Genomic DNA, 15842 nt, shown 5'->3' on the forward strand with positions numbered 1-15842 from the left:
AAATGATACTACGCAGACCAACATTGGCAGATAAAGAAACAGTTTTAGAGATGATGGCAGAGTTTGAACAAGCACAGTCCCCTCATGATGGTGGGTTTTGGGACGCCAACAATTTTGTTTATGAAGAGTGGCTAGAAGAAAATCTTCAAGCGGAAGCGGGACTCAATATTCCTGAAAACTGGGTTCCTGCTATCCAGCTGGTTAGTTTTGACGTAGCAGGCCAGGCTCTTGGCTTTCTCAACCTTCGTCTCCGATTAAATGACTACTTACTAGAAAATGGGGGCCATATTGGCTACTCCATCCGCCCCTCTGAAAGAGGCAAGGGTTATGCCAAAGAAGCTCTCAGACAAGGCCTGCAAGTTGCCAAGGAGAAGAACATCAAAAAAGCACTTGTGACCTGTAGTACGGAAAATCCTGCTAGTAGGGCGGTGATTGTGGCTAATGGTGGGGAGTTGGAGGATGTTCGAAACGGAACGGAGCGCTACTGGATGGATGTCGATTAAGGAGGAAGCATGGAGCTAAGACGACCAACTTTGGAAGATAAAGAAGCTATATTAGAGATGATTGCGGAGTTCGATGCAGCAAAATCCTATATGCACGGTGGCATGGGCTCCGCTTGGAAGCGAGCAAAGGATTATGAGGATTGTTTAAAGATTGTAGAGCAGCAAGAGGATGCTGCCAACCTGCCAGTAGGCTGGGTTCCTGCAATCAAATTTTTATCCTTTGATGAGACTGGCTTGCCTTTGGGATTTTTAGCCCTGCGCTTGTCCTTGAATGACAAATTATTTGTGGAAGGCGGTCATATTGGCTATTCTATCCGTCCCAGTCAACGAGGCAAAGGATATGGGAAGGAGCAGTTGAGATTAGGACTAGCAGAGGCTCGAAAGCAAGGATTGGAACGAGTGCTGATTACCTGCGATGAAGACAACGAAGCCAGCCGCCGCACGATTCTCTCCGCTGGCGGTGTTTACGAAAATACAATCGATAGAAGTCAGCGCTATTGGATAGACTTGGAGTAGAAGGATGACATGGAATACACCAAAACCAGGTGAATGGAAAAGCGAGGAGCTTAGTAAAGGGCGAATCATTGATTATAAGGCCTTTAACTTTGTCGATGGAGAAGGTGTGCGCAACTCTCTCTATGTATCAGGTTGCATGTTTCACTGCGAGGGGTGCTATAATGTTGCGACTTGGTCTTTCAACGCAGGCATTCCCTATACGGCAGAATTAGAAGAACAAATCATGGAAGATCTTGCCCAGCCTTATGTTCAAGGTTTGACCTTGCTAGGAGGAGAACCATTTCTCAATACAGGTATCCTCTTACCTCTCGTTAAGCGCATTCGAAAGGAATTGCCAGACAAAGACATCTGGTCCTGGACGGGCTACACTTGGGAAGAAATGATGCTGGAAACTCCAGACAAACTGGAACTCTTGTCGCTGATTGACATCCTTGTCGATGGACGGTATGACAAAAGTAAGCGCAATCTCATGCTCCAGTTTCGAGGTTCGTCCAATCAACGGATTATCGATGTGCAAAAATCTCTCAAAAGTAGGCAAGTAGTGATTTGGGACAAGCTTAATGACGGAAAAGAAAGCTATGAACAGGTGAAGAGAGAATGAAGAAAAAAGACCTGATAGAACAACTGGTTTCAGAGATCGAAACGGGAAGAATTAGGACGCTAGGGATCTACGGTCATGGGGCTTCAGGCAAGTCAACCTTCGCTCAGGAATTACATCAAGCTCTAGATTCTACTACAGTAAATTTACTAGAAACAGATCCCTATATCACCTCAGAACGTCACCTGGTAGTACCAAAGCAAGCGCCAGATCAAAAGGTGACAGCTTGTCTCCCAGTGGCGCATGAATTGGCAAGTTTGCAGAGAGATATTCTCGCATTGCAGGCAGGTATGGATGTCTTAACAATCGATGAACCGTGGAAGGCTAGTGAAATCTTATCTGGAGCCAAGCCAATTCTGATTGTTGAAGGGATGTCTGTGGGCTTTCTACCCAAGGAACTCTTTGACAAAACCATCTGTTTCTACACGGATGAAGAAACAGAGTTAAAGAGGCGCCTATCTCGAGATACAACTATGAGAAATCGCGATGCTTCCTTTGTGTTAGCTAGCCATCAGATGAGACGGGAGCAGTATCTGCGATACTATAGAGAAAACGAGTCTAAAGCGGACATTTTAGTAGATCAATCAGAAGATACATTCAAGGTCAAAATGACACACATTATATAGAAGAAAAGACGGTTTTTTATAGATATAAATCCGTAATCTTGGAAAGATGAAAAGAGAAAACAGTTTCATCCTAAAAAAACGAAAAAAAGCTCACAAATCCCTTGCAATCGCAGGGGCTTTGTGTTATTCTATTATGGTGCTGTAAATTACAGCCTTAGCTGTGATGCAAGAGGTTGCGACACGCTCGGTTGCATTGCCACGCAACGCGCGTCGGTTTTCTTGTGGAGCTAGCCTATTATCTTAAATAGACGAAAAGGAGAAAAAGATGGCAAACAAAAAAATCCGTATCCGTTTGAAAGCTTACGAACACCGTACGCTTGACACAGCGGCTGCAAAAATCGTAGAATCAGCTACTCGTACAGGTGCACAAGTTGCGGGTCCAATCCCACTTCCAACTGAGCGTAGCCTCTACACAATCATTCGTGCGACTCACAAATACAAAGACTCTCGCGAACAATTTGAAATGCGTACACACAAACGTTTGATCGATATCGTTAACCCAACTCAAAAAACAGTTGATGCCTTGATGAAATTGGATCTTCCAAGTGGTGTAAACGTAGAAATCAAACTTTAATCTAAGATATAAAAGAGCAGAGGCTAGTGTTTCAATTTAATTGAACACGGGCTAAACTCGGTGTGAAAAAGATAAACTTCCTAGTGTCTGTTAGACACTGCGTCAGTTTCCTATTTTCACTTTGAGTTTGACGTCCTTTGTATCTTAGACTTGAGCATAAAAAACGCTCGTTAAAAACTTTTTGAATAAAAAATATAGAAAAGGAACTATTTTCTCATGACAAAAGGAATCTTAGGGAAAAAAGTGGGAATGACTCAAATCTTCACTGAAGCTGGCGAATTGATCCCTGTAACAGTTATTGAAGCAACTCCAAACGTTGTTCTTCAAGTTAAAACTGTTGAAACAGACGGATACAACGCTATCCAAGTTGGTTTCGATGACAAACGCGAAGTATTGAGCAACAAACCTGCTAAAGGACATGTAGCGAAAGCTAACACGGCTCCTAAGCGCTTCATTCGTGAATTCAAAAACGTTGAAGGCTTGGAAGTTGGTGCTGAAATCACAGTTGAAACATTCGCAGCTGGAGACGTTGTTGACGTAACTGGTACTTCTAAAGGTAAAGGTTTCCAAGGTGTTATCAAACGCCACGGACAATCACGTGGACCAATGGCTCACGGTTCTCGTTACCACCGTCGTCCAGGTTCTATGGGACCTGTTGCGCCTAACCGCGTATTCAAAGGTAAAAACCTTGCAGGACGTATGGGTGGCGACCGCGTAACAATTCAAAACCTTGAAGTTGTACAAGTTGTTCCAGAAAAGAACGTTATCCTTATCAAAGGTAACGTACCAGGTGCTAAGAAATCTCTTATCACTATCAAATCAGCAGTTAAAGCTGGTAAATAATAAAGAAAGGGGAAATCAGTCACAATGGCAAACGTAACATTATTTGACCAAACTGGTAAAGAAGCTGGCCAAGTTGTTCTTAACGATGCAGTATTTGGTATTGAACCAAATGAATCAGTTGTGTTTGATGTGATCATCAGTCAACGCGCAAGCCTTCGTCAAGGAACACACGCTGTTAAAAACCGCTCTGCAGTATCAGGTGGTGGACGCAAACCATGGCGTCAAAAAGGAACTGGACGTGCTCGTCAAGGTTCTATCCGCTCACCACAATGGCGTGGTGGTGGTGTTGTCTTCGGACCAACTCCACGTTCATACGGCTACAAACTTCCACAAAAAGTTCGTCGCCTAGCTCTTAAATCAGTTTACTCTGAAAAAGTTGCTGAAAACAAATTCGTAGCTGTAGACGCTCTTTCATTTACAGCTCCAAAAACTGCTGAATTTGCAAAAGTTCTTGCAGCATTGAGCATCGATTCTAAAGTTCTTGTTATCCTTGAAGAAGGAAATGAATTCGCAGCTCTTTCAGCTCGTAACCTTCCAAACGTGAAAGTTGCAACTGCTACAACTGCAAGTGTTCTTGACATCGCAAATAGCGACAAACTTCTTGTCACACAAGCAGCTATCTCTAAAATCGAGGAGGTTCTTGCATAATGAATTTGTATGATGTTATCAAAAAACCTGTTATCACTGAAAGCTCAATGGCTCAACTTGAAGCAGGAAAATATGTATTTGAAGTTGACACTCGTGCACACAAACTTTTGATTAAGCAAGCTGTTGAAGCTGCTTTCGAAGGTGTTAAAGTTGCCAATGTTAACACAATCAACGTAAAACCAAAAGCAAAACGTGTTGGACGTTACACTGGTTTTACTAACAAAACTAAAAAAGCTATCATCACACTTACAGCTGATTCAAAAGCAATCGAGTTGTTCGCTGCTGAAGCTGAATAATCTAAGGAGGAAATATCGTGGGAATTCGTGTTTATAAACCAACAACAAACGGTCGCCGTAATATGACTTCTTTGGATTTCGCTGAAATCACAACAAGCACTCCTGAAAAATCATTGCTTGTTGCTTTGAAGAGCAAGGCTGGTCGTAACAACAACGGTCGTATCACTGTTCGTCACCAAGGTGGTGGACACAAACGTTTCTACCGTTTGGTTGACTTCAAACGTAACAAAGACAACGTTGAAGCAGTTGTTAAAACTATCGAGTACGATCCAAACCGTTCTGCAAACATCGCTCTTGTACACTACACTGACGGTGTGAAAGCATACATCATCGCTCCAAAAGGTCTTGAAGTTGGTCAACGTATCGTTTCAGGTCCTGAAGCAGATATCAAAGTCGGAAACGCTCTTCCACTTGCTAACATCCCAGTTGGTACTTTGATCCACAACATCGAATTGAAACCAGGTCGTGGTGGAGAATTGGTACGTGCTGCTGGTGCTTCTGCCCAAGTATTGGGTCAAGAAGGTAAATACGTTCTTGTTCGTCTTCAATCTGGCGAAGTTCGTATGATCCTTGGAACTTGTCGTGCTACAGTTGGTGTTGTCGGAAACGAACAACATGGACTTGTAAACCTTGGTAAAGCAGGACGTAGCCGTTGGAAAGGTATCCGCCCAACAGTTCGTGGTTCTGTAATGAACCCTAACGATCACCCACACGGTGGTGGTGAAGGTAAAGCACCAGTTGGTCGTAAAGCGCCATCTACTCCATGGGGCAAACCTGCTCTTGGTCTTAAAACTCGTAACAAGAAAGCGAAATCTGACAAACTTATCGTTCGTCGTCGCAACGAGAAATAATAGTAAACTAGTCGCCTAAGCAACTAGGAAATCCGCCAGCTCGGTAGCGCTCCATGTGAGCGCAAGCCGCTGTGGTACAACATTTAAAGGAGAAAAAATAAAAATGGGACGCAGTCTTAAAAAAGGACCTTTCGTCGATGAGCATTTGATGAAAAAAGTTGAAGCTCAAGCTAACGACGAAAAGAAAAAAGTTATCAAAACTTGGTCACGTCGTTCAACGATCTTCCCAAGTTTCATTGGTTACACTATTGCAGTTTATGACGGACGTAAACACGTACCTGTTTACATCCAAGAAGACATGGTAGGTCACAAACTTGGTGAATTTGCACCAACTCGTACTTACAAAGGTCACGCTGCAGACGACAAGAAAACACGTAGAAAATAAGGAGAACATAAATGGCAGAAATTACTTCAGCTAAAGCAATGGCTCGTACAGTACGTGTTTCACCTCGTAAATCACGTCTTGTTCTTGACAACATCCGTGGTAAAAGCGTAGCCGATGCTATTGCAATCTTGACATTCACACCAAACAAAGCTGCTGAAATCATCTTGAAAGTTTTGAACTCAGCTGTAGCTAACGCTGAAAACAACTTTGGTTTGGACAAAGCTAACTTGGTAGTATCTGAAGCATTCGCAAACGAAGGACCAACTATGAAACGTTTCCGTCCACGTGCGAAAGGTTCAGCTTCACCAATCAACAAACGTACAGCTCACATCACTGTAGCTGTTGCAGAAAAATAAGGAGGTAACATCGTGGGTCAAAAAGTACATCCAATTGGTATGCGTGTCGGCATCATCCGTGATTGGGATGCCAAATGGTATGCTGAAAAAGAATACGCGGATTACCTTCATGAAGATCTTGCAATCCGTAAATTCGTTCAAAAAGAACTTGCTGACGCAGCAGTTTCAACTATCGAAATCGAACGCGCAGTGAACAAAGTTAACGTTTCACTTCACACTGCTAAACCAGGTATGGTTATCGGTAAAGGTGGCGCTAACGTTGACGCACTCCGTGCAAAACTTAACAAATTGACTGGAAAACAAGTACACATCAACATCATCGAAATCAAACAACCTGATTTGGATGCTCACCTTGTAGGTGAAGGAATTGCTCGTCAATTGGAGCAACGTGTTGCTTTCCGTCGTGCACAAAAACAAGCAATCCAACGCGCAATGCGTGCTGGAGCTAAAGGAATCAAAACTCAAGTATCAGGTCGTTTGAACGGTGCAGATATTGCCCGTGCTGAAGGATACTCAGAAGGAACTGTTCCACTCCACACACTTCGTGCAGATATCGATTACGCTTGGGAAGAAGCAGATACTACATACGGTAAACTTGGTGTTAAAGTATGGATCTACCGTGGTGAAGTTCTTCCAGCTCGTAAAAACACTAAAGGAGGTAAATAACCAATGTTAGTACCTAAACGTGTTAAACACCGTCGTGAATTCCGTGGAAAAATGCGCGGTGAAGCAAAAGGTGGAAAAGAAGTAGCATTCGGTGAATACGGTCTTCAAGCTACAACTAGCCACTGGATCACTAACCGCCAAATCGAAGCTGCTCGTATCGCCATGACTCGTTACATGAAACGTGGTGGTAAAGTTTGGATTAAAATCTTCCCACACAAATCATACACTGCTAAAGCTATCGGTGTGCGTATGGGATCTGGTAAAGGGGCACCTGAAGGTTGGGTAGCACCAGTTAAACGTGGTAAAGTGATGTTCGAAATTGCTGGTGTATCTGAAGAGATTGCACGTGAAGCGCTTCGTCTTGCTAGCCACAAATTGCCAGTTAAAACTAAATTCGTAAAACGTGAAGCAGAATAAGGAGAAGGCATGAAACTTAATGAAGTAAAAGAATTTGTTAAAGAACTTCGTGGTCTTTCTCAAGAAGAACTCGCGAAGCGCGAAAACGAATTGAAAAAAGAATTGTTTGAACTTCGTTTCCAAGCTGCTACTGGTCAATTGGAACAAACAGCTCGCTTGAAAGAAGTTAAAAAACAAATCGCTCGTATCAAAACAGTTCAATCTGAAGCGAAATAATAGACTAGGGAAGGAGAAATTTCAATGGAACGCAATAATCGTAAAGTTCTTGTTGGACGTGTTGTATCTGACAAAATGGACAAGACAATCACAGTTGTAGTTGAAACAAAACGTAACCACCCAGTCTATGGTAAACGTATTAACTACTCTAAAAAATACAAAGCACATGATGAAAACAATGTTGCCAAAGAAGGCGATATCGTACGTATCATGGAAACTCGCCCGCTTTCAGCTACAAAACGTTTCCGTCTTGTAGAAGTTGTTGAAGAAGCGGTTATCATCTAATCAAGCCTGAAAGGAGAAAACTGAAATGATTCAAACAGAAACTCGTTTGAAAGTCGCAGACAACAGCGGTGCACGCGAAATCTTGACTATCAAAGTTCTTGGTGGTTCTAAACGTAAATTTGCGAACATCGGTGATGTCATTGTGGCATCTGTAAAACAAGCTACTCCTGGTGGTGCGGTTAAAAAAGGTGACGTTGTAAAAGCTGTTATCGTTCGTACTAAATCAGGTGCTCGTCGCGCTGATGGTTCATACATCAAGTTTGACGAAAATGCAGCTGTTATCATCCGTGATGACAAAACTCCTCGCGGAACACGTATCTTTGGCCCAGTTGCACGTGAATTGCGTGAAGGTGGCTTCATGAAGATCGTGTCACTTGCTCCAGAAGTACTTTAATTTTTAGAAACAAACTAGTCCCCTAGCTTCAAGCTAGGGTGCCCTTGTGGGCGTAAGAAAAATTAAGGAGAAACCTAATGTTTGTAAAAAAAGGCGACAAAGTTCGCGTAATCGCTGGTAAAGATAAGGGAACAGAAGCTGTTGTCCTTACTGCCCTTCCAAAAGTAAACAAAGTTATCGTTGAAGGTGTTAACATCGTTAAGAAACACCAACGTCCAACTAACGAGCTTCCTCAAGGTGGTATCATCGAGAAAGAAGCAGCTATCCACGTATCAAACGTCCAAGTTTTGGACAAAAATGGTGTAGCTGGTCGTGTTGGTTACAAATTTGTAGACGGTAAAAAAGTTCGCTACAACAAAAAATCAGGCGAAGTGCTTGATTAATCACGAAGGAAAGGAGAAGTATAATGGCAAATCGTTTAAAAGAAAAATATCTTAATGAAGTAGTTCCTGCTTTGACTGAACAATTCAACTACTCATCAGTGATGGCTGTGCCTAAAGTAGATAAGATCGTTTTGAACATGGGTGTTGGTGAAGCTGTATCAAACGCTAAAAGCCTTGAAAAAGCTGCTGAAGAATTGGCGCTTATCTCAGGTCAAAAACCACTTATCACTAAAGCTAAAAAATCAATCGCCGGCTTCCGTCTTCGTGAAGGTGTAGCGATCGGTGCAAAAGTTACCCTTCGTGGTGAACGTATGTACGAATTCTTGGATAAATTGGTTTCAGTTTCACTTCCACGTGTGCGTGACTTCCACGGTGTTCCAACAAAATCATTTGATGGACGCGGAAACTACACACTTGGTGTGAAAGAACAATTGATCTTCCCAGAAATCAACTTTGATGACGTTGACAAAACTCGTGGTCTTGACATCGTTATCGTAACAACTGCTAACACTGACGAAGAGTCACGTGCATTGCTTACAGGCCTTGGAATGCCTTTTGCAAAATAATATAGGAGGTAAATCTAATGGCTAAAAAATCAATGATTGCTAAGAACAAACGTCCAGCGAAGTTCTCTACTCAAGCTTATACTCGTTGTGAAAAATGTGGTCGTCCGCATTCAGTTTACCGCAAATTTAAACTTTGCCGTGTTTGCTTCCGTGAATTAGCTTACAAAGGACAAATTCCTGGTGTAACAAAAGCATCTTGGTAATTTAAGATATCAAGGGCGCCCAAACTCCAAGTGAAAATAGGAAACTTGACGAAGAAACTAAAGTTTCTAGGAAAGTTTATCTTTTTCACGCAGAGTTTAGCCCGGGTTCAGTTGGGCTTGCCAATTTGAACACGAGCTACAGCTTTGGCAAAAAAAGACCAAATTGCTTTTGCTGTTACGCTCTTTATATCATGTATTAACTAGCAAGTGCAACTTGCAAACTACTAGTAAGAGGAGAAAAACAAAATGGTTATGACTGACCCAATCGCAGACTTCCTAACTCGTATTCGTAACGCTAACCAAGCGAAACACGAAGTACTTGAAGTACCTGCATCAAACATCAAAAAAGGGATTGCTGAAATCCTTAAACGCGAAGGTTTTGTAAAAAACGTTGAAATCATCGAAGATGACAAACAAGGCATCATCCGTGTATTCCTTAAATACGGACCAAACGGTGAAAAAGTTATCACTAACTTGAAACGTGTTTCTAAACCAGGACTTCGTGTCTACAAAAAACGTGAAGATCTTCCAAAAGTTCTTAACGGACTTGGAATTGCTATCCTTTCAACTTCTGAAGGTTTGCTTACTGATAAAGAAGCTCGTCAAAAGAACGTTGGTGGAGAAGTTATCGCTTACGTTTGGTAATATTTAGCTCCCAATTTCTTTGTGACTCTTCGTTATCGTCTCTTGCCTAACCCAAAGTTATGCCTGCGAGACGATGCCTAGATTCACTTTGAAATTGAAACCTAAATGTTCCTTCAAATCGAGAAATCGATTTAACCCCGTGAAAACTGGCCGTCAAGGCCTGACAATTTAACAGGAGAAAATAAACATGTCACGTATTGGTAATAAAGTTATCGTGTTGCCTGCTGGTGTTGAAGTCACTAACAATGACAACGTAGTAACTGTAAAAGGACCTAAAGGAGAACTTACTCGTAAGTTCTCAAAAGATATTGAAATTCGCGTGGAAGGTACTGAAGTAACTCTTCACCGTCCAAACGATTCAAAAGAAATGAAAACAATCCACGGAACTACTCGTGCCCTTTTGAACAACATGGTAATTGGTGTATCAGAAGGATTCAAGAAAGAACTTGAAATGCGCGGGGTTGGTTACCGTGCACAACTTCAAGGTAAAAAACTTGTTTTGGCTGTTGGTAAATCTCATCCAGACGAAGTTGAAGCTCCAGAAGGAATTACTTTTGAACTTCCAAACCCAACAACAATCGTTGTTAGCGGAATTTCAAAAGAAGTAGTTGGTCAAACAGCCGCTTACGTACGTAGCCTTCGTTCACCAGAACCTTACAAAGGTAAAGGTATTCGTTACGTTGGAGAGTACGTTCGTCTTAAAGAAGGTAAAACAGGTAAATAATGTTGAGTGGTTGATTTTCAACCATCAACCTATTTTCCAACTTTGTGCATAGCACGCGATTTAAAACTAAAGAGGTGAAAACTGTGATTTCTAAACCAGATAAAAACAAACTCCGTCAAAAACGCCACCGTCGCGTTCGCGGAAAACTCTCTGGAACTGCTGATCGCCCACGTTTGAACGTATTCCGTTCTAATACAGGCATCTACGCTCAAGTGATTGATGACGTAGCGGGTGTAACGCTCGCAAGTGCTTCAACTCTTGACAAAGAAGTTTCAAAAGGAACTAAAACTGAACAAGCCGTTGCTGTCGGTAAACTCGTTGCAGAACGTGCAAACGCTAAAGGTATTTCAGAAGTGGTGTTCGACCGCGGTGGATATCTATATCACGGACGTGTGAAAGCTTTGGCTGATGCAGCTCGTGAAAACGGATTGAAATTCTAATAGGAGGACACTAGAAAATGGCATTTAAAGACAATGCAGTTGAATTAGAAGAACGCGTAGTTGCTGTCAACCGTGTTACAAAAGTTGTTAAAGGTGGACGTCGTCTTCGTTTCGCAGCTCTTGTTGTTGTCGGTGACCACAACGGTCGCGTAGGATTTGGTACTGGTAAAGCTCAAGAAGTTCCAGAAGCAATCCGCAAAGCAGTAGAAGATGCTAAGAAAAACTTGATTGAAGTTCCTATGGTTGGAACAACAATCCCACACGAAGTTCTCTCAGAATTCGGTGGAGCTAAAGTATTGTTGAAACCTGCTGTAGAAGGTTCTGGAGTTGCCGCTGGTGGTGCGGTTCGTGCCGTTGTGGAATTGGCAGGTGTGGCAGATATTACATCTAAATCACTTGGTTCTAACACTCCAATCAACATTGTTCGCGCAACTGTTGAAGGTTTGAAACAATTGAAACGCGCTGAAGAAGTTGCTGCTCTTCGTGGTATTTCAGTTTCTGATTTGGCATAAGAAAGGGGATAAAATGGCTCAAATTAAAATTACTTTGACTAAGTCTCCAATCGGACGCATTCCATCACAACGTAAAACTGTTGTAGCACTTGGACTTGGCAAATTGAACAGCTCTGTTATTAAAGAAGACAATGCTGCTATCCGTGGTATGATCACTGCAGTATCTCACTTGGTAACAGTTGAAGAAGTAAACTAATGATTTTTAGGGGATGTGGCAATACTCATCCCCTAAAACTAGATATAGTCATCTGTGATGACGTCGTATAGGCGAGTTGATAAGGGAGACAACCTTTTCTCTCTTATCGGCGCTAGCATTTTACAAAAGAGGAGAAAATAATAATGAAACTTCATGAATTGAAACCTGCAGAAGGTTCTCGTAAAGTACGTAACCGTGTTGGTCGTGGTACTTCATCAGGTAACGGTAAAACATCTGGTCGCGGTCAAAAAGGTCAAAAAGCTCGTAGCGGTGGCGGAGTTCGCCTTGGTTTTGAAGGTGGACAAACTCCATTGTTCCGTCGTCTTCCAAAACGTGGATTCACTAACATCAACGCTAAAGAATACGCAATTGTAAACCTTGACCAATTGAACGTCTTTGAAGATGGTGCTGAAGTGACTCCAGTTGTGCTTATCGAAGCAGGAATTGTGAAAGCTGAAAAATCAGGCGTTAAAATTCTTGGTAATGGTGAATTGACTAAGAAATTGACTGTTAAAGCAGCTAAATTCTCTAAATCAGCTGAGGAAGCTATCACTGCTAAAGGTGGTTCTGTAGAAGTCATCTAAGAGAGGTGACCCATGTTTTTTAAATTATTAAAAGAAGCTCTCAAGGTTAAACAAGTTCGATCAAAAATTCTCTTTACAATTTTTATCATTCTTGTTTTCCGTATTGGGACAAGTATTACTGTTCCAGGGGTGAATGCAAAAAGTTTAGAAGCTCTCAGTGGTTTATCTTTCTTAAACATGCTTAGTCTTGTTTCAGGGAATGCCATGAAGAACTTCTCCGTTTTTGCACTTGGTGTAAGTCCGTACATCACTGCTTCTATCGTTGTTCAATTGCTACAAATGGATATTTTACCGAAGTTTGTAGAATGGGGCAAACAAGGGGAAGTAGGACGGAGAAAACTAAACCAGGCTACTCGTTATATTGCACTGGTACTTGCATTTGTTCAATCTATCGGGATTACAGCAGGGTTTAATACTCTATCTGGAGCGAAATTATTAACGACAGATTTAACTCCACAAGTTTTTGTTACCATTGGGATCATCCTAACAGCAGGTAGTATGATTGTAACTTGGCTTGGGGAACAAATTACAGATAAAGGATATGGTAACGGTGTTTCCATGATCATCTTTGCAGGTATTGTCGCTTCAATTCCTGAGATGATTAAGGGTATCTATGTTGACTACTTTGTCAATATCCCAAGTAGCCGATTGACTTCATCTATTATTTTTGTTGTTATTTTGATTATCGCTGTCTTGTTGATTGTTTACTTTACAACATATGTTCAACAGGCAGAATATAAAATCCCAATCCAATATACAAAAGTTGCTCAAGGAGCTCCATCAAGTTCATACCTCCCTTTGAAGGTAAACCCAGCAGGGGTTATCCCAGTTATCTTTGCAAGTTCCATTACAGCAGCACCTGCAGCTATCCTTCAATTTTTGAGTGCAACAGGTCATGATTGGGCTTGGGTACGTACAGCACAGGAAATGTTATCTACAACATCTCCAACAGGAGTTGCTATGTATGCCTTGTTGATCATTCTCTTTACATTCTTCTATACGTTTGTACAGATCAATCCAGAGAAGGCAGCAGAAAACTTGCAAAAGAGTGGGGCCTACATTCATGGGGTCCGTCCTGGTAAAGGGACAGAAGAATACATGTCGAAACTTCTTCGTCGTCTTGCTACTGTCGGCTCTCTCTTCCTAGGTGTTATTTCTATCTTACCTATCGTAGCTAAAGATGTATTTGGCCTTTCAGAAGTTGTTGCTTTTGGGGGAACAAGTCTACTAATCATTATCTCGACAGGTATTGAAGGAATTAAGCAATTGGAAGGGTATCTATTGAAACGTAAGTATGTTGGTTTCTTAGACACAACAGAATAGTTGTAATAGGAAATAAAATTGACTATTGCTCAGAGAGTGGAGTGTAAAAATCGAAGACTTTGTCAGATTTTTATCTCCTCTCTTCTATTTTGTTTTTAAATAGGGGTTGAAATAGATTTCTGCTTCTATTTAAATACAAAATAAGGAGATCCTATCATGAATCTTTTGATTATGGGCTTACCTGGAGCAGGTAAGGGAACGCAAGCAGCTAAAATTGTGGAGAAATTCCATGTTGCACATATCTCAACAGGCGATATGTTCCGTGCTGCAATGGCTAATCAAACTGAAATGGGTGTACTCGCAAAGTCATATATTGACAAAGGTGAGTTGGTCCCAGACGAAGTTACAAATGGTATTGTTAAAGAACGCCTTTCACAGGACGATATCAAAGAAACAGGTTTCTTGTTAGATGGTTACCCACGTACGATTGAACAAGCTCATGCCTTGGATGAAACATTGGCTGAACTTGGTATTGAACTTGAAGGAGTAATCAACATCGAAGTGAATCCAGACTGTCTCTTGGAACGCTTGAGTGGCCGTATCATTCACCGCAAAACAGGTGAAACTTTCCACAAAGTTTTCAATCCACCAGTTGACTACAAGGAAGAGGATTACTACCAACGCGAAGATGATAAACCTGAGACAGTGAAGCGTCGTTTGGATGTCAATATTGCACAAGGTGAACCAATCATTGCTCACTATCGTGCTAAAGGTTTAGTTCATGATATCGAAGGAAATCAAGATATCAATGATGTGTTCAAAGACATCGAAAAAGTATTGACAAATTTGAAATAAAGCGTTTTTCATACTTGCAAAAAATCGCGACAAATGTTATACTGAGATAGTCTGACTTATAATTGTTGCCTCTGTGTCTTGAGGCATCGAATCGAAATTTATGGAGGTGCTTTTGCGTGGCAAAAGACGATGTGATTGAAGTTGAAGGCAAAGTAGTCGATACAATGCCGAACGCAATGTTTACGGTTGAACTTGAAAATGGACATCAGATTTTAGCAACAGTTTCTGGTAAAATTCGTAAAAACTATATTCGTATTTTAGCGGGAGATCGTGTTACTGTCGAGATGAGTCCATATGACTTGACACGTGGACGTATCACTTACCGCTTTAAATAATCGAAAAACTTGGAGGGATAAGAAATGAAAGTAAGACCATCGGTCAAACCAATTTGCGAATACTGTAAAGTAATTCGTCGTAATGGTCGTGTTATGGTAATTTGCCCAGCAAATCCAAAACACAAACAACGTCAAGGATAAGATAGAAAGGAGAAAACATGGCTCGTATTGCTGGAGTTGACATTCCAAATGACAAACGCGTAGTAATCTCATTGACTTACGTTTATGGTATCGGACTTTCAACATCTAAGAAAATTTTGGCTGCTGCTGGAATCTCAGAAGATGTTCGTGTACGTGACCTTACATCAGATCAAGAAGATGCTATCCGTCGTGAAGTGGATGCAATCAAAGTTGAAGGTGACCTTCGTCGTGAAGTAAACTTGAACATTAAACGTTTGATGGAAATCGGTTCATACCGTGGTATTCGTCACCGTCGTGGACTTCCTGTCCGTGGACAAAACACTAAAAATAACGCTCGCACTCGTAAAGGTAAAGCTGTTGCGATTGCTGGTAAGAAAAAATAATATAGGAGGTAAAAGTCTTGGCTAAACCAACACGTAAACGTCGTGTGAAAAAGAATATCGAATCTGGTATTGCTCATATTCACGCTACATTTAATAACACTATTGTTATGATTACTGATGTGCATGGTAATGCAATTGCTTGGTCATCAGCTGGTGCTCTTGGTTTCAAAGGTTCTCGTAAATCTACACCATTCGCTGCTCAAATGGCTTCTGAAGCTGCTGCTAAATCTGCACAAGAACACGGTCTTAAATCAGTTGAAGTTACTGTAAAAGGTCCAGGTTCTGGTCGTGAGTCAGCTATTCGTGCGCTTGCTGCCGCTGGTCTTGAAGTAACAGCAATTCGTGATGTGACTCCAGTGCCACACAATGGTGCTCGTCCTCCAAAACGTCGCCGTGTATAATCATCGCATTACACTGCTTTTCGTTTAAGAGGGAGTA

31 protein-coding genes are annotated in these 15842 nt (G+C 41.6%); all 31 read left to right on the forward strand.

All coding sequences use genetic code 11. From position 1 onward, the window contains the following. The first annotated feature begins 2 nt into the window (after positions 1 to 2). The 31 genes from ATE37_RS03360 to rpsK all read left to right on the forward strand — a co-directional run bounded on the left by ATE37_RS03360 (position 3) and on the right by rpsK (position 15805). The gene (locus ATE37_RS03360) at positions 3 to 503 is read left to right on the forward strand and encodes a GNAT family N-acetyltransferase (RefSeq protein ID WP_084867793.1); all 501 of its coding nucleotides are present in this window, start codon (positions 3 to 5) and stop codon (positions 501 to 503) included. A 9-nt stretch (positions 504 to 512) separates the two neighbouring features. Next, a complete protein-coding gene (locus tag ATE37_RS03365) occupies positions 513 to 1019 on the forward strand; it encodes a GNAT family N-acetyltransferase (protein ID WP_000423437.1) in 507 nt (168 codons plus the stop codon). Positions 1020 to 1023: 4 nt separating this feature from the next. Beyond that, on the forward strand, positions 1024 to 1620 hold the full coding sequence (nrdG, locus tag ATE37_RS03370; RefSeq protein WP_084856542.1) for an anaerobic ribonucleoside-triphosphate reductase activating protein: 597 nt from the start codon (positions 1024 to 1026) through the stop codon (positions 1618 to 1620). Next, complete coding sequence (locus ATE37_RS03375) at positions 1617 to 2243, forward strand: uridine kinase family protein (RefSeq protein WP_084867795.1); 627 nt, start codon at positions 1617 to 1619, stop codon at positions 2241 to 2243. The genes nrdG and ATE37_RS03375 overlap by 4 nt, the downstream gene beginning before the upstream one ends. A 265-nt stretch (positions 2244 to 2508) precedes the next feature. Beyond that, positions 2509 to 2817, forward strand: coding sequence for a 30S ribosomal protein S10 (rpsJ, locus tag ATE37_RS03380; protein WP_001284513.1), 309 nt, complete (start codon positions 2509 to 2511; stop codon positions 2815 to 2817). Positions 2818 to 3033: 216 nt separating this feature from the next. Then, entirely contained in the window at positions 3034 to 3660 is a 627-nt protein-coding gene (rplC, locus tag ATE37_RS03385; RefSeq protein WP_000160197.1) for a 50S ribosomal protein L3, read from the forward strand. 24 nt (positions 3661 to 3684) lie between these two features. Continuing rightward, the gene (gene rplD / locus ATE37_RS03390; protein ID WP_000024537.1) at positions 3685 to 4308 is read left to right on the forward strand and encodes a 50S ribosomal protein L4; all 624 of its coding nucleotides are present in this window, start codon (positions 3685 to 3687) and stop codon (positions 4306 to 4308) included. Further along, positions 4308 to 4604, forward strand: a complete 297-nt coding sequence (locus ATE37_RS03395) for a 50S ribosomal protein L23 (RefSeq protein ID WP_001055347.1) — start codon at positions 4308 to 4310, stop codon at positions 4602 to 4604. The genes rplD and ATE37_RS03395 overlap by 1 nt, the downstream gene beginning before the upstream one ends. Positions 4605 to 4621: 17 nt before the next feature. Continuing rightward, a complete protein-coding gene (gene rplB / locus ATE37_RS03400; protein WP_000512910.1) occupies positions 4622 to 5455 on the forward strand; it encodes a 50S ribosomal protein L2 in 834 nt (277 codons plus the stop codon). 103 nt (positions 5456 to 5558) lie between these two features. Continuing rightward, entirely contained in the window at positions 5559 to 5840 is a 282-nt protein-coding gene (rpsS, locus tag ATE37_RS03405; protein WP_000533766.1) for a 30S ribosomal protein S19, read from the forward strand. A gap of 11 nt (positions 5841 to 5851) precedes the next feature. Next, complete coding sequence (gene rplV / locus ATE37_RS03410; protein ID WP_000818137.1) at positions 5852 to 6196, forward strand: 50S ribosomal protein L22; 345 nt, start codon at positions 5852 to 5854, stop codon at positions 6194 to 6196. A 12-nt stretch (positions 6197 to 6208) separates the two neighbouring features. Then, complete coding sequence (gene rpsC / locus ATE37_RS03415) at positions 6209 to 6862, forward strand: 30S ribosomal protein S3 (RefSeq protein ID WP_000529936.1); 654 nt, start codon at positions 6209 to 6211, stop codon at positions 6860 to 6862. A gap of 3 nt (positions 6863 to 6865) precedes the next feature. After that, positions 6866 to 7279 carry a 50S ribosomal protein L16 gene (gene rplP / locus ATE37_RS03420; RefSeq protein WP_000960947.1) on the forward strand — a complete coding sequence of 138 codons (414 nt, stop codon included), beginning with the start codon at positions 6866 to 6868 and terminating at the stop codon, positions 7277 to 7279. Positions 7280 to 7288: 9 nt separating this feature from the next. Further along, positions 7289 to 7495, forward strand: coding sequence for a 50S ribosomal protein L29 (gene rpmC / locus ATE37_RS03425; protein WP_000772918.1), 207 nt, complete (start codon positions 7289 to 7291; stop codon positions 7493 to 7495). Positions 7496 to 7519: 24 nt separating this feature from the next. Then, positions 7520 to 7780, forward strand: a complete 261-nt coding sequence (rpsQ, locus tag ATE37_RS03430) for a 30S ribosomal protein S17 (RefSeq protein WP_000440801.1) — start codon at positions 7520 to 7522, stop codon at positions 7778 to 7780. A 25-nt stretch (positions 7781 to 7805) separates the two neighbouring features. Then, positions 7806 to 8174 (forward strand): 50S ribosomal protein L14, encoded by a 369-nt coding sequence (rplN, locus tag ATE37_RS03435; RefSeq protein WP_000616547.1) that lies wholly within the window; start codon positions 7806 to 7808, stop codon positions 8172 to 8174. 77 nt (positions 8175 to 8251) lie between these two features. Continuing rightward, a complete protein-coding gene (gene rplX, locus ATE37_RS03440; protein WP_000497691.1) occupies positions 8252 to 8557 on the forward strand; it encodes a 50S ribosomal protein L24 in 306 nt (101 codons plus the stop codon). A gap of 23 nt (positions 8558 to 8580) precedes the next feature. Then, positions 8581 to 9123, forward strand: coding sequence for a 50S ribosomal protein L5 (gene rplE, locus ATE37_RS03445; RefSeq protein ID WP_000013542.1), 543 nt, complete (start codon positions 8581 to 8583; stop codon positions 9121 to 9123). Between the two features lie 17 nt (positions 9124 to 9140). Beyond that, positions 9141 to 9326: a type Z 30S ribosomal protein S14 gene (locus ATE37_RS03450; protein ID WP_001085697.1), complete on the forward strand. Its 186-nt coding sequence runs from the start codon at positions 9141 to 9143 to the stop codon at positions 9324 to 9326. A 246-nt stretch (positions 9327 to 9572) separates the two neighbouring features. Continuing rightward, positions 9573 to 9971: a 30S ribosomal protein S8 gene (gene rpsH, locus ATE37_RS03455; protein ID WP_000245504.1), complete on the forward strand. Its 399-nt coding sequence runs from the start codon at positions 9573 to 9575 to the stop codon at positions 9969 to 9971. 187 nt (positions 9972 to 10158) lie between these two features. Continuing rightward, a complete protein-coding gene (rplF, locus tag ATE37_RS03460) occupies positions 10159 to 10695 on the forward strand; it encodes a 50S ribosomal protein L6 (protein ID WP_000086641.1) in 537 nt (178 codons plus the stop codon). An 83-nt stretch (positions 10696 to 10778) separates the two neighbouring features. Continuing rightward, positions 10779 to 11135, forward strand: a complete 357-nt coding sequence (gene rplR / locus ATE37_RS03465; protein WP_000624044.1) for a 50S ribosomal protein L18 — start codon at positions 10779 to 10781, stop codon at positions 11133 to 11135. Between the two features lie 17 nt (positions 11136 to 11152). After that, positions 11153 to 11647: a 30S ribosomal protein S5 gene (gene rpsE, locus ATE37_RS03470; protein ID WP_000874204.1), complete on the forward strand. Its 495-nt coding sequence runs from the start codon at positions 11153 to 11155 to the stop codon at positions 11645 to 11647. A gap of 13 nt (positions 11648 to 11660) precedes the next feature. Next, on the forward strand, positions 11661 to 11843 hold the full coding sequence (gene rpmD, locus ATE37_RS03475) for a 50S ribosomal protein L30 (protein WP_000057241.1): 183 nt from the start codon (positions 11661 to 11663) through the stop codon (positions 11841 to 11843). A 143-nt stretch (positions 11844 to 11986) separates the two neighbouring features. After that, the gene (gene rplO / locus ATE37_RS03480; protein WP_000766089.1) at positions 11987 to 12427 is read left to right on the forward strand and encodes a 50S ribosomal protein L15; all 441 of its coding nucleotides are present in this window, start codon (positions 11987 to 11989) and stop codon (positions 12425 to 12427) included. Between the two features lie 12 nt (positions 12428 to 12439). Continuing rightward, positions 12440 to 13750, forward strand: coding sequence for a preprotein translocase subunit SecY (secY, locus tag ATE37_RS03485; protein ID WP_000465390.1), 1311 nt, complete (start codon positions 12440 to 12442; stop codon positions 13748 to 13750). Between the two features lie 156 nt (positions 13751 to 13906). Further along, the gene (locus tag ATE37_RS03490) at positions 13907 to 14545 is read left to right on the forward strand and encodes an adenylate kinase (protein WP_001050426.1); all 639 of its coding nucleotides are present in this window, start codon (positions 13907 to 13909) and stop codon (positions 14543 to 14545) included. Between the two features lie 116 nt (positions 14546 to 14661). Next, complete coding sequence (infA, locus tag ATE37_RS03495; protein WP_001029883.1) at positions 14662 to 14880, forward strand: translation initiation factor IF-1; 219 nt, start codon at positions 14662 to 14664, stop codon at positions 14878 to 14880. 24 nt (positions 14881 to 14904) lie between these two features. Continuing rightward, a complete protein-coding gene (gene rpmJ / locus ATE37_RS03500) occupies positions 14905 to 15021 on the forward strand; it encodes a 50S ribosomal protein L36 (protein ID WP_001808836.1) in 117 nt (38 codons plus the stop codon). Between the two features lie 17 nt (positions 15022 to 15038). After that, positions 15039 to 15404 carry a 30S ribosomal protein S13 gene (gene rpsM, locus ATE37_RS03505; protein WP_000090786.1) on the forward strand — a complete coding sequence of 122 codons (366 nt, stop codon included), beginning with the start codon at positions 15039 to 15041 and terminating at the stop codon, positions 15402 to 15404. Between the two features lie 17 nt (positions 15405 to 15421). Further along, positions 15422 to 15805, forward strand: coding sequence for a 30S ribosomal protein S11 (gene rpsK / locus ATE37_RS03510; RefSeq protein ID WP_001118385.1), 384 nt, complete (start codon positions 15422 to 15424; stop codon positions 15803 to 15805). The last annotated feature ends 37 nt before the right edge of the window (positions 15806 to 15842 follow it).

Origin of the sequence: Streptococcus oralis subsp. tigurinus, assembly GCF_002093575.1 — a bacterium.
Taxonomy (GTDB): Bacteria; Bacillota; Bacilli; order Lactobacillales; family Streptococcaceae; genus Streptococcus; species Streptococcus oralis_CH.